The organism is Chitinivibrionales bacterium (assembly GCA_035516255.1).
Taxonomy (GTDB): Bacteria; Fibrobacterota; Chitinivibrionia; order Chitinivibrionales; family FEN-1185; genus FEN-1185.
This window is the reverse complement of record DATJAL010000015.1, coordinates 1-12,094: the sequence shown is the minus strand read 5'-3', so window position 1 is coordinate 12,094 and position 12,094 is coordinate 1. Positions and strand designations below refer to the sequence as shown.

The 12,094-nt window shown below is 53.9% G+C and carries 12 protein-coding genes and 1 tRNA gene; 7 read left to right on the top strand and 6 right to left on the bottom strand.

Annotated features, from left to right (window positions below):
- A partial coding sequence (locus VLX68_05095) for a hypothetical protein (GenBank protein ID HUI91608.1) occupies positions 1–352 on the top strand: 352 nt, incomplete at its 5' end.
- Between the two features lie 315 nt (positions 353–667).
- Here the strand turns inward: VLX68_05095 and VLX68_05090 are convergent.
- The 4 genes from VLX68_05090 to VLX68_05075 form a co-directional block, all read right to left on the bottom strand.
- Positions 668–946, bottom strand: coding sequence for a hypothetical protein (locus VLX68_05090; GenBank protein HUI91607.1), 279 nt, complete (start codon positions 944–946; stop codon positions 668–670).
- A 98-nt stretch (positions 947–1,044) separates the two neighbouring features.
- On the bottom strand, positions 1,045–1,752 hold the full coding sequence (locus VLX68_05085) for a hypothetical protein (GenBank protein HUI91606.1): 708 nt from the start codon (positions 1,750–1,752) through the stop codon (positions 1,045–1,047).
- A gap of 719 nt (positions 1,753–2,471) precedes the next feature.
- Positions 2,472–3,647, bottom strand: coding sequence for a tyrosine-type recombinase/integrase (locus VLX68_05080; GenBank protein ID HUI91605.1), 1,176 nt, complete (start codon positions 3,645–3,647; stop codon positions 2,472–2,474).
- 217 nt (positions 3,648–3,864) lie between these two features.
- Positions 3,865–3,952: transfer RNA gene (locus tag VLX68_05075), tRNA-Ser, on the bottom strand.
- Between the two features lie 794 nt (positions 3,953–4,746).
- Between VLX68_05075 and VLX68_05070 the strand changes: the two genes are divergently transcribed.
- Genes VLX68_05070 through VLX68_05045 form a run of 6 tightly spaced genes read left to right on the top strand, consistent with a single transcriptional unit; the run spans position 4,747 to position 9,763 of the window.
- Entirely contained in the window at positions 4,747–6,633 is a 1,887-nt protein-coding gene (locus tag VLX68_05070; protein HUI91604.1) for a proton-conducting transporter membrane subunit, read from the top strand.
- Positions 6,630–7,484 carry a complex I subunit 1 family protein gene (locus VLX68_05065; GenBank protein HUI91603.1) on the top strand — a complete coding sequence of 285 codons (855 nt, stop codon included), beginning with the start codon at positions 6,630–6,632 and terminating at the stop codon, positions 7,482–7,484. The genes VLX68_05070 and VLX68_05065 overlap by 4 nt, the downstream gene beginning before the upstream one ends.
- Positions 7,485–7,495: 11 nt before the next feature.
- Positions 7,496–7,939: an NADH-quinone oxidoreductase subunit B family protein gene (locus VLX68_05060; protein HUI91602.1), complete on the top strand. Its 444-nt coding sequence runs from the start codon at positions 7,496–7,498 to the stop codon at positions 7,937–7,939.
- On the top strand, positions 7,936–8,307 hold the full coding sequence (locus VLX68_05055) for an NADH-quinone oxidoreductase subunit C (protein ID HUI91601.1): 372 nt from the start codon (positions 7,936–7,938) through the stop codon (positions 8,305–8,307). Before VLX68_05060 ends, VLX68_05055 begins: the two co-directional genes overlap by 4 nt.
- Positions 8,308–8,309: 2 nt before the next feature.
- Positions 8,310–9,389, top strand: a complete 1,080-nt coding sequence (locus VLX68_05050) for a nickel-dependent hydrogenase large subunit (protein ID HUI91600.1) — start codon at positions 8,310–8,312, stop codon at positions 9,387–9,389.
- Between the two features lie 2 nt (positions 9,390–9,391).
- Positions 9,392–9,763 (top strand): 4Fe-4S dicluster domain-containing protein, encoded by a 372-nt coding sequence (locus VLX68_05045; GenBank protein HUI91599.1) that lies wholly within the window; start codon positions 9,392–9,394, stop codon positions 9,761–9,763.
- Between the two features lie 594 nt (positions 9,764–10,357).
- Here the strand turns inward: VLX68_05045 and VLX68_05040 are convergent.
- Both VLX68_05040 and VLX68_05035 read right to left on the bottom strand, forming a co-directional pair.
- Positions 10,358–11,638, bottom strand: coding sequence for an MgtC/SapB family protein (locus VLX68_05040; GenBank protein ID HUI91598.1), 1,281 nt, complete (start codon positions 11,636–11,638; stop codon positions 10,358–10,360).
- A 3-nt stretch (positions 11,639–11,641) separates the two neighbouring features.
- A complete protein-coding gene (locus tag VLX68_05035; protein HUI91597.1) occupies positions 11,642–11,842 on the bottom strand; it encodes a hypothetical protein in 201 nt (66 codons plus the stop codon).
- Positions 11,843–12,094: the final 252 nt, after the last annotated feature.

Genomic DNA, 12,094 nt, shown 5'->3' with positions numbered 1-12,094 from the left:
TCCACTGGCGGAGAACGTTTATACCACCGCTTCCGGTTCATATCCCGACTACAGCGACGCACTTGCTGTGAAAACCGAATTTCACCAGGCATCATCAGGCATCAAGAATATGGATGTAATAACCGTCAGAAACGGTTTTCTTATAATCAATGCGGGAAACCTCAAAATGGACAATGGCAAGCCCATAGCAGTTACACTTTTCGATTGCTTCGGCCGGATTATCGGACATTGGAGTATTGCTACCGGGCAAACTCGTGTAGTCTCCTTATGCACGAAGCTTGCACATGGAGCCTACATAGCTCGAATCACATGCGGGGCTGCGACGATTGTCAGACCGGTCCTGATCAAGTAATAGATCTCCGGGGAAATAAAAATTGCCCTGGCAGAGAAGGTAGGAATCCTGGCAAGCCTACAGATCTTAAAGAACATTTGAAAGATAGTTTGAGCTGTAGCCTTTTACTTGGGGAGGCCATTATTAGGGTCACTGTTGGAAACGTATGTTAAAGCCCTAAGGGATCTATATAATAACCGATTCTAACAGGTTTCGCATTATCTTGAGCGAAAAAATAATTTGAACTGCAGAAAAAGAGAATCAATAATGCAATTGCTCTGTCCATAAGATTTAATCTCCTTTCGGCAGGCGTGGAACCAAATCAGTGCCTGACAATTATTTCTTTTTTCCTCGTGTCTCAGCTATCAACTTATACGTCCTCGAAACTGACAAGCCGAATTTCTTTGCGATTTCATAGCCTGTCTTTCCCCTCTTGAAAAGAGAAAGTATCTCTTTATTGCGCTTCGGGTTTTTTACATATCTAGACTTGATTCTATATCTTAGCCGAAGTTGCTGAATCGCCTGCCGCGTCACCTTGAACTTCTTGGCAATTGCATCATCCGCTCCCAATAATTTCTGTAGCCTGATCAGTTCGATCTTGGTCACTACTGACATGAATTCTCTCCATATCAAAAAGGTTAAAATGGTTATTCAAGAAAAGGAATGTCAATGTAGGAAAATAAATCGACGGGGGAGTAACTTCTTAGCTGCTCTCAATCCCCATATAATGCTTTTAGCGCAGTTACTGTGGGATGTTTGGCGTAAAATTCCCCTTGTGGCCCGATATATCCGTTTTTGTTTTTTACCAATCTCACCGGCGTAAATCCACCCTTTGAATTTGGGACATTGATTGTTACGGTGTCGTGTGATGCCTTTGATTGCGGCGCGATTGGCTGTTCATCTGTTTCGGAAGGTGAAGACTGGACTATCGCCTCTGGTTCCTGGGACGCAACAGTGGATACAGGTTCAGGTACGATTACATAGCCGCCGTTGGAATAAGGGCTGAAGTAATATCCGTCGCAATAATAATAAGGGGACCCATCGACATAGACTGTCGTGTAGTAGTCAGGAAGGTAAGTAAAATAGGTGCCAATGGACCGATAAGGCCAATATGACCTCCGTCCGTAGTTACCACGATAATACCTATGGGAGTTACCCGAATGATAATAGTTTCCATTTCCTCGATATCCGCTCCATCCAGAAGTATTGCCCCTAGCCGCCGACTTGGCTAGACCTCCCCGGTACCCCATCCTGTCGAAACCTCCCTGAAACCCAACACTAGCACTGGCGTGAGTTCTGATAGAGGGACTATGAACTGATGCACTCTGGGTAGTAGATGAACCTCTGGCACAGGCATCAATTGCAAACAGCATAACCACGAGACCTAACCCGACAAATATCGTATATGTTTTTTTCTCCATACTTCCACCCCTTTTATTAAATATACGGAAATAAAGGCAATATAGTATTAAAAAACATTATCAGTGTTCTAAAGAAATAATGTCCGGAGGAAACTGACTTGCCTGAAAACGCGGCAATCGTCCAGCCGGAATTCACCCCTCTGAATATTCCCCGGTTTTTCCTTTAAAAGCTCTGCCGCGGAGGTATTAAAAAATCTCTAAAATATTTTTCCAATCAATCACATTGCTTTGACATTTTTCCGGCGTTTAAAAAGGTCTTTATAAAAAAAACGTGTTGGAGTACCATCCTATATAACTTAAAAATCGGTTTTAACAATTTGGAGGTTTTTTATGGTGGTACTTAATAAATCCGGGGAAGCTATCCAGCAGGTTTCCCGGACGGAAAATGAACCGAGTTTTGTCCTTAATGCCGGCGACCAGATCGAGCCTCTGCGAGATATAGATGACTTTTGCAGGCTGCTTGGAGTGCCGAAAAAAAGCGTATATAAATGGACTTCGGACAGGTTTTCAGGAATACCATTCTATAAGGTGGGAAGGCACCTTAAGTTTCGGTTTTCCGAAGTAGATGCTTGGCTCCGGAAGTATAGGGCTTCCGAGTCGGTCCGGGAATTCACCCCAAGGACGCAGGTGCCTGAAAACAGGAAAAGCCGGTAAACCTCCCAGAAATGCCGTAAAGAAATGGAAGTGCCTATCGGCTTTAAATCCCCTACGGGCGACGTTTATTGTACGTCTCCGCGCTTGAAGAAGGGGAGAAAAACCCCAGGACAGACCTGTTTTCCGGCTTGGGAGGAACCGCTGTTTCCTGGCACGATAGACTGCATTTTCCCATTCAGCTTCTCAACTGCCGCGCTTGTCGTGTCCTTAGCAAGATGAGCGTAGATTTCCGTTTCTTGCACGGAGGCGTGCCTCAACAGCTCCTTGACCACGTATATCGAAACGCCGGCAATCACCAGATGGCTGGCAAACGTATGCCGAAACGTGTGCGGCGATGCATCACGGATTTTAAGCTTGTCAAGGATCGGCATGAGGTTCCGGTATATATTGTCATCATCAAGCCTGTTGCCGGCTTGGTTCAGGAAAACGAACTGCTCGCTGTCGTTGGCGGCTTCTCTCCGCTCAAGGATATTTATCGCCTCGTCGCAGAGCGGGATGGTTTCCTCCCGTTTGGTCTTGTTGCCGGGAGTCCGTTTCTTTTTATCTGCCGCCACGACCCGTATCGTCAGTGTCCGCAAATCCCTGTTGTAGTCCCTCCATTCAAGATTGCACAGTTCCCCGGTCCGCAGCCCTGTCAGGTAAAGGAACATGAAAATCAGCCGGTAGGGTTCCATGGCCGTCTCGAAGATTTTTTTCAGCTCGTCCATGGAAAAGAACCGCGGCTTTCTCTTGGGGAGCTTGGGTGCTACTATTTCCTCGGTCGGGTTCTCGGCACAATAATTCTGTTTGATCGCCCATTTGAAGAACTTGCGGAGCTGTCGCCGTTCTTCGCGTCTGGTCTTGGCGCTCATCCCCTCCTCGACCCTTTTGTCTATAAAGGCTTGGGCCATTTCCTTATCGAACGCCTTGAATTGTTCGAGATGTTTTTCCCGGACAAAGAAAATAAAATTATTCACCGTCGCCTGTTCCCTGCGGATGGAGCTCTGCTGTTTGTCGATACCCATAGTGCTGCGAGGGACTACTGTGTCTCGATACAGAATCAGGGCCTGCTCGAGGTTACTGTTAACGATCCGCACCGGTGCCTTGTGTTTGCGATTCAACTCTTTCGCCGAATATTCCCGCGCGAGGTAGTCGGCGTCGGTTTTGATGGCGTTTTTACCACAAGACTTGATTTCCCATTTGTCGTTTTCATCTTTATATCTGATATACCAGATATTTTTACGTTTGAAAGCGTAAGCCATATTTTGCCACTCCTGTTAATAATTAATATTGGTTCTTCTATAAGATAGGGAAACTGCTACAAAACTGCTACAAGACTATCGCAAAATAGGGGGGGACCACGGGGAAATACGGGAAGCGAGGCGAATTGTGGGTCCGCTCGGAAAATCTTGATTTTAGAGGCAAATACAAACAAAAACGGGTTCCTTGCCTATTTGGCAAGGAACCCGTTCCGCACAATGGCGGAGAGGCTGGGATTTGAACCCAGGGTACGTTTCCGCACACACGCTCTCCAGGCGTGCACCTTCGGCCGCTCGGTCACCTCTCCGTTCAAATTTTGCCTGTAGGAAAATAACTTGTAGCAGGAGTGAACACAAAATTTGGCGGGGGAAGTCTCCCTCTGGGATGCAGCTTCAGCCGCCTCCTTCACAAAAAAGAAAAAATAAATGCCGGCGGCGGCGATCTGTCATTTCATTTGTCTTGGTATGGTAATGGTGCTACGCATCATTTCATTATGCCTGTTGCCAAGTGTACCCACACCCTCTGGCGCCGGAGTGGTTTGCAAAGTTCCGGGTGGCTTGCGATTCGCCGGTGATAGGTCAGGCTTTACACGGTGGAAGAAGAAAAAATTATAGCCATTGGCTTTCCTTACTGTACGTTCCGTTTAAGAATATGTACTTGATAATGTAGCAAAATAAACAAGATGATGTTCCGCGCCAGTGCGGACTGGAGGGTGAGCAAGAGCGAATTGCGGCCGACCCGCCGCCAGGCATAGGGCGGTCCGGCAACGAGGCTGAAAGCCCGAGCCCGGAAGGAGGCACGGTGCCGTGACCGGCAGGCGCCACGATTATTAAGATGGTTATGAGACAGGCTGGACTTCTCCCCGCTAAATTTTCTATCTTTTTTAATCTTCCATTATCCAATAAATCCCTTGCTTTTTAATCCGCCAAAGAGCATTTTTTTACTCTTTTTTTTAATGCACCGGGCAGTCGAATTCGAGTATCGCGGGGGCCAATGCGGGCCTAAAAAAGATTCTGGTTTTTTTCGCCGCACTCATGAATTCGATGCTCTTTTTCCAAGTATGTTCGTGGCCGGCCCGTGCGGCCAGCGACGGGGTTGTCGATGAGCACTCTTCTTTTCCTTCTCATATTTCCTGCGGCCGTTTCCCTGCTGTTCGCCATTCTTCCGCCCAACTCGTTCCGTAATTCATTGGTGCGCATCAGCTGCCTGCTGATCGCGGCAGGATCGGTGTACGCGGCGATCATGTTCAGCGGCAAGCCGACCTTTTTCAAGGCGGAATTGCCGCACTTGGAAATGATGTTTTTTGCCGGTGAAATGGCGCTTTCCTTATTCTTATTATATAAATGCATCGGCATAAAGCAGCACGAATGGTACATTCCGGTCCTGATCATCATCCAGGCCGGGATCATGGCGTACTGCGAACTGACCCACAGCGTTCCAGAAGTTGATCACGCGTTGTACATCGACAATTTCTCCATCATCATGGCGCTCATCATCGGCATCATCGGCAGCCTGATCTGCCTCTACGCCATCAGCTACATGCGGGACTACCATCATCACCACCCGGAGATGAAAAACAGGCAGCGGAGCTTTTTCTTCATCCTGTTTTTCTTCCTCTCGGCCATGTTCGGCGTGGTGTTTTCCAACAACCTGGTATGGCTCTACTTTTTCTGGGAAATCACGACGCTCTCGTCATTCATTCTCATCGGCTATCCGAAAACCGAAGAGGCGACGCGTAACGCGTACCGCGCGCTCGGACTCAACCTGCTGGGCGGGCTGGGCTTCGCCGGCGGCATTCTCTATCTTGTCAAGTTCTGCCCAGCGCACACCGTTGAGCTTTCGCGGGTCATTGAGCTCGGGCCAGCGGTCATGCTGATACCGGTCGTCTGCATTTCGTTTGCCGGGCTTGCCAAGTCGGCGCAGATGCCGTTCTCGTCGTGGCTGCTCGGCGCCATGGTGGCGCCAACGCCCGTGTCCGCGCTCCTGCATTCGAGCACCATGGTAAAGGCGGGCATCTTCATCATCATCAAGTTCGCGCCCGTGCTGCAGAACACCTGGGCCGGCTACTTTCTGGCGCTCGTGGGCGGCGTCACGTTTCTCATGACGTCGATCATCGCCGTAACGCAGAGCAACGCCAAGCGCGTGCTGGCCTATTCCACCATCGCCAACCTCGGCCTCATCGTGGCGTGCGCCGGCGTGGGCACCTACGAAACGCTGTGGGCGGCCGTGCTGCTCACCATTTTCCACGCCGTGTCCAAGGGCCTGCTCTTCTTGGGCGTGGGCTCCATTGAGCACAAGATCGGCAGCCGCGACATCGAGGACATGGGCGGCCTCATCGTGAACCGGCCCGGGCTTGCCATGGTGATGCTCATCGGCATCCTTGGCATGTTCCTGGCGCCGTTCGGCATGCTCATCAGCAAATGGGCCTGCCTTGAGGCATTTGTCAATTCAAACATCGTTCTTGCCGTTCTGCTGGCGTTCGGCAGCGCGCCCACGCTCTTTTTCTGGACAAAATGGATGGGCAAAATCGTGAGCGTGCCGGCCGGCGCGCACAAAGGCGAGGGCGCGGTTGCCAAGGACGAATGGACCGCGCTGGGACTTCTCGCCGCGGGCACCGTTGCGACCGCCGCGCTGTTCCCGCTGATGTCGTTCGTGTCGGTCGAACCGTATGTCTTTTCGATATATCACCATGAAGTCTCGCTCACCCAGGGGAACATCATCATCATGTCGATTCTACTTGGGCTCATGGTGCTGCTCCCGCTCAGCTTTCTGGCCCACCGCGCAAAGCCCGTCTATGTGCCGCGCTATCTCGCGGGCGCCAACGTCGGCGATTCCGGATCGTTTGTCGGCGCCATGCAGGTCACGCGCGAGGCCGCGACAAGCAATTATTACCTCGGAGAGCTTTTTTCCGAAAAGAAGCTGTGTGTGACGAGCATTGCCATCACGATCGTCCTTATCATCACCATGTTCGGGGCGGTGAAACTATGAAAACAGCGCTGTATGTCGCCGCATGGGTGGTCCTGGCCCCGTTTGTGGGCGGGCTTCTGGCCGGGATCGACCGCATCGTCACCGCGCGCATGCAGTCGCGCGTGGGGCCGCCGGTGCTGCAGCCGTTCTACGACGTGCTCAAGCTCCTCGGAAAGCGCGGCGTGGTGGTCAACGCGTTCCAGAATTTCTACATTGTCTGCTTCCTCGTGTTCGTGGTCATGACCGGCGTGCTGTTCTTTTCCGGCGGCGACCTGCTGCTCACGATTTTTGCCCTCGCCGTTGCCGGCGTCTTCTTCGTGCTGGGCGCTTATTCGCCCAATTCGCCGTATTCGAACATCGGCGCGGAGCGCGAGCTGCTGCAGATGATGTCGTACGAGCCGGTGCTTATCATCACGGCCATGGGAATGTACCTGGTGACCAGGAGCTGGCACGTGCACGACATCGTCGCGTTCCAAAAACCTCTGGTGCAGTTTCTGCCCGGCGTTTTCATCGCGTTTGTCTTTGTGCTCACCATCAAGCTGCGCAAATCGCCGTTCGACCTCTCAACCTCCCACCACGGCCATCAGGAGCTCGTGAAAGGCGCCACCACCGAATTTGCCGGACCGGCCCTTGCCATCATCGAAATCGCGCATTGGTACGAGAATGTTCTGCTCATGGGGTTCGTCTATTTGTTTTTCGCTTTTAACTGGATCGCGGCACTATTGGCCGTGGTCATTACGTACTTGATTGAAATACTCGTCGATAATACCTATGCGCGCCTTACGTGGCATTTCACGGTCAAATCGTCGTGGATTGTGGCAGCGGTGTTCGGGGTCGTAAATATTCTCGTCATTTCTTTTTTAGGTAAATAATAGGGAATCACATGAGTTTCCTCAAAAAATCTCCTTGGATCATCCATTACGACGGGTCGAGCTGCAATGGCTGCGACATCGAAGTGCTCGCGTGCCTCACCCCGCTGTACGACATAGAGCGTTTCGGCATCATCAACACGGGCAACCCCAAGCACGCCGACATCCTGCTCCTCACCGGCTCCATCAACGAACAGAACAAGGACGTGGTGCTGAACATCTACAACCAGATGCCCGACCCCAAGGTCGTTGCCGCCATCGGCATCTGCGCAACGAGCGGCGGCATATTCCGCGAATGCTACAATGTAAAGGGCGGGGCCGACACCGTGGTGCCGGTGGACATCTACATTCCGGGGTGCGCGGTGCGGCCCGAGGCGATCATCGACGGCGTGGTGGCGGCGCTCGGCGTGCTCGAGAAAAAGGCCGCGGCGCTCCACGCCATGAAAGCGAGCGCATGATGGTGCACGTCGAACAGCAGTCACTCGCGGCCATTGACAAGAGCCAACTCGTCGAGAAGGCGAAGCAGATGAGCAAGGAAGGCTGGCGCCTGGTGCAGATTTCGTGCACCGCGAAGGACGCGTACGAGGTCACCTACACGTTCGACAAGGATTACGCGTGCTCGCACCTTCGCGTCACGCTCCCCAAAGACAATCTCGACCTGCCCAGCATCACGGGGGCGTATTTCGCCGCGTTTACGTATGAAAACGAGCTGCACGATTTGTTCGGCATCAACGTTCAGGGCAATGCCCTTGACTTTAAAGGAAAGTTCTATAAGTTGTCAGTGAAGACGCCGTTCGCGCCGCAACCCCAGCAACCGGCACAATAACCATGGCAACAAGAACCATAGTCCCGTTCGGCCCGCAGCATCCGGTGCTCCCGGAGCCCATCCACCTCGACCTCGTGCTCGAGGACGAGCGGGTCGTGGAGGCGGTTCCCTCCATCGGCTTCATCCACCGCGGGCTCGAAAAGCTCGTTGAGAAAAAAGATTTTCTCGAGATGACCTACGTCGCGGAGCGCATCTGCGGCATCTGCAGCTTCATCCATGGCCAGGCGTACTCGCAGGCCATCGAAGGCGTGATGAAGATCGACGTGCCTGAGCGCGCGCTGTATTTGCGCACCATCTGGGGAGAAATGTCGCGCATCCACAGCCATTTATTGTGGCTGGGCCTTTTCGCCGACGGGTTCGGGTTCGAGAGCCTGTTCATGCACTCGTGGCGCGTTCGCGAAAAACTGCTCGACATCATCGAGGAGACCACGGGCGGCCGCGTGATTTTCGGGACCGCGAAACCAGGCGGCGTGCGCCGCGACATCGATAACAACACGCTCAACAGAATCCAGGGCGAGCTCAAGACAATCGAAAAACAATGCCACGAACTCACCGACGTGTTCCAGAAGGACGGCTCGGTAAAGCGCAGGACCGTGGGCAAGGGCATGCTTTCGAAGGAAGACGCGCTCGCGCTCGGCGCCGTGGGGCCGACCGTGCGCGGCAGCGGCATCGCGTCGGACATGCGCAAGCTGGGGTACGCCGCGTATCCGAAACTCAATTGGGAACCCATGGTCGAGACCGGGTGCGACTGCTACGCGCGGTGCATGGTGCGCAGCCGAGAACTGTACCAGGCCTTCGACCTGATCTACCAGGCAATCGCGAAAATTCCGGACGGCCCGGTCGACGTGAAGATAACCGGGAACCCCCAGGGTGAATATTTCGCCCGCGTGGAGCAGCCGCGCGGCGAGGTCATATACTATGTCAAGGGGAACAACACCAAGAACCTCGAGCGCTTCCGCGTACGCACGCCCACGTTCGCCAACGTACCGCCGCTCGTGAAGATGCTCGGCGGGTGCGAACTGGCCGACGTGCCCGTGATCGTGCTCACCATCGACCCCTGCATCAGCTGCACGGAGCGCTGACCATGTCGCAGATGAAAATCGCAAAAGTCGTCACCCGCAGCGCGCTGTCGCGTCCGGCCACGCGCCTGTACCCGTTCGAGAAGCGGCCGTTCTTCAAGAACACGCGCGGCAGCGTCTCCATCGAAATTGACAAATGCATCTTCTGCGGCATCTGCCAGAAGAAGTGCCCCACCGACGCCATCACCGTGACCAAGGCGTCGAAAGACTGGCAGATCAACCGGCTCCGCTGCATCGCGTGCAGCGCGTGCGTCGAGGCGTGCCCCAAAAAGTGCCTTTCCATGGAAAACAAGTATTCACCGGCGGTGACGCAGAAGGGCGCCGACGACAAGTTCCATCAGGCGGACAAATCTTCGATGGCCGCGACGCAGGCGTGACGAATTCTTTTTTTGACCCTCCAAGTCCTCCGACAATTTTCTTTAAAAATTCTTTTTGATGATTATTTCATCCGGTGAGGGCGCAGGTTTTTCCGCAAGGATGCGCCTCATCCCCAGCCCTTCTCCACGGGTGGAGAAGGGGGCCGGCAATCTCTTTCGCCTCTCCGCTTGTGGAGCGGGGTGGCCGCTTGCGGCCGGGGTGAGGCGACATATGATGGCGAGCGGCTGATCCTCTTGCCTCAGGGGCGGCGCTGATGGCGGTAAAAACATACGTAAGAATTTCTGCTGCCCGGCTTAACGAGCGGCAGAAACCTGTTTGTCGCGTTCCTTGATAAATGTCGGAGCTATTTGAAGGCGGAAGCCTGCTGGCTAAAGAAGAACTTCTTGACTGATAAGAAAATCCATGCAGCGCGTTAGGTGGACCGGAGGGTGTGCCGGAGCACATTGCCGGCCGACCCCGGAGTGAGACCGGCCCCGCGCAGCGGGCAAAGCCCAAACCTCTATTGTTATGAAACAAAATCAAACTGGCGTGGCGCCCGATTTGGATATTTAGTGTTGACGCTGAACTTGCCAAATGGCAGAGTGATTTGCGGGTCAAATAATGAATGCGGTCACGGCGCCGGTGATCGTTATGAGTATGAACCCCGGCAAAACGGCGCGTTTGAGCTGCGGCGCGCCGGTGAACATCACGATGCTCCCCTTGACCAGCGTGTTGGCCGTTGCCGCGATCACGATGCAGCGCGCCGCGATCACGGGATCGAGCCCGGCCGCGACCCTGCTGAGCTTGGCCATGGAAAACGCGATGGCGTCCACGTCGGCGAGGCCGGAAAGGAAGCTTGACAGGTACACTCCCACGTCGCCGAAGTACACCTGCATGGCGCGCGAAAAAAACAGGATGGCGGCGAACAGAACGCCGAACTTGATGGCGAGCCCGAGCTCGAACGGGTTGTCGACCGCAACCTCGTGGCGGTGTTTTTCCATGCGCTGCCGAAAGTAAAGAAACGCGCAGCAGGCAATGCCCACGGCGACGCACGCGCCGAACGGCAGCAGGATGGGCCGCACCAGCATGATGTTGAGGAACGCCACGGCCGCGAGCACGCGCAAAAACATCACGGTCCACGCCGTGATGATGGCGAGCGCAAACGGACGCGCCATTTCGCGGTTCTCGTGGCTGCGTCCGGTGAAGCTCAGGGTCACCGCGGTGCTCGAGGCGAGCCCGCCCAGAATGCCGGTGAGGCCGACACCCTTGTTCGGGCCCACTACTTTGATGAGCACGTATCCCACGAAGCTGATTCCCGAAATGAACACAACAAAAAGCCAGAGCTTGAACGGGTTGAAAATGTCGAACGGCTGCGGCCCGAAAACGCGGTCGGGAAGGATGGGCAGCACGATGGCGGAGATCACCGCGAATTTGAGCACGGCGAAGATGTCGTCGTGCGTGAGGTGGCGCACGAACCGGTGGAGCTGCACCTTTACCGACAGCAGCACGGTCATGGTCACCGCGAGCGCCACGGCAAGCGAAAGTGTTTTGGGCCAGTAGGCGAGGCCGCCGGCGAGCAGCGTGAGGATCAGCGATGCCTTGGTGGTGAGGCCCGGCTTTCCGTTTACGGCCTCAAGGTAATAGTTGATGGCGAAAAAGATGCCCAGCGTGAACGTGACACCCACAAAAGGCCACGGCGATTTGAGCAGGTCGGACACGAGCGCGGCCGAGCAGCCGATGAGGCCGACCAGGCCGAAGGTCCTTACGCCCGCGGGCATTTCCTTGGTATGTACTTCGAATTCGTATTCGCGCTGCAGGCCGACCAAGAAGCCGATGACAAGCGCGACGCCGAACCGCAAAAAAAGGCTTGTGGATTCGTCCATCGTGTTGGGCAATACCTACTGCTGTTCCTTGCACCCGCACCTGACGCAAAGATCGTGGTATTTGATCGCCTCGTCCTTGTTCTGGAGATTGAGCGCTTTTCTCAGGTGATCGCAGTCCGAATAGCCGGCCTTTTCCAGGCATTTGTTCGTGTTGCCGCACGAGAGGCAAAGAGCCAGCGCGACGCAGGCTGCTGCACAGGCGATGAAATGTTTCATGTAAGACCTCCTTTAGATGAAGAATGTTTGATTTGCACCGTAAAGGACATTTCCTGTTTGACGCTTTCAATAAAATATATATATGAAGGGTTTAAGGAAAATTGTTTGATGGTAATAAATAGTTATCCAAAAATAAGGTGGGCGTTCCGCGGCTTCGCCGCGGCGGCCGTCCTTCCGGTCCACCCCTTCGGGTGCTTCTCCCTCGTCAGGGATTTCCAAGGGTCACAAGGGTCGTCGTCCTTCGGCTCGGGC

Excerpts from the sequence above, each read along its gene's own strand:
- VLX68_05090 (HUI91607.1), bottom strand. The coding sequence starts at position 946 with ATGTCAGTAGTGACCAAGATCGAACTGATCAGGCTACAGAAATTATTG.
- VLX68_05085 (HUI91606.1), bottom strand. The coding sequence starts at position 1,752 with ATGGAGAAAAAAACATATACGATATTTGTCGGGTTAGGTCTCGTGGTT.
- VLX68_05080 (HUI91605.1), bottom strand. The coding sequence starts at position 3,647 with ATGGCTTACGCTTTCAAACGTAAAAATATCTGGTATATCAGATATAAA.
- VLX68_05070 (HUI91604.1), top strand. The coding sequence starts at position 4,747 with ATGAGCACTCTTCTTTTCCTTCTCATATTTCCTGCGGCCGTTTCCCTG.
- VLX68_05065 (HUI91603.1), top strand. The coding sequence starts at position 6,630 with ATGAAAACAGCGCTGTATGTCGCCGCATGGGTGGTCCTGGCCCCGTTT.
- VLX68_05060 (HUI91602.1), top strand. The coding sequence starts at position 7,496 with ATGAGTTTCCTCAAAAAATCTCCTTGGATCATCCATTACGACGGGTCG.
- VLX68_05055 (HUI91601.1), top strand. The coding sequence starts at position 7,936 with ATGATGGTGCACGTCGAACAGCAGTCACTCGCGGCCATTGACAAGAGC.
- VLX68_05050 (HUI91600.1), top strand. The coding sequence starts at position 8,310 with ATGGCAACAAGAACCATAGTCCCGTTCGGCCCGCAGCATCCGGTGCTC.
- VLX68_05045 (HUI91599.1), top strand. The coding sequence starts at position 9,392 with ATGTCGCAGATGAAAATCGCAAAAGTCGTCACCCGCAGCGCGCTGTCG.
- VLX68_05035 (HUI91597.1), bottom strand. The coding sequence starts at position 11,842 with ATGAAACATTTCATCGCCTGTGCAGCAGCCTGCGTCGCGCTGGCTCTT.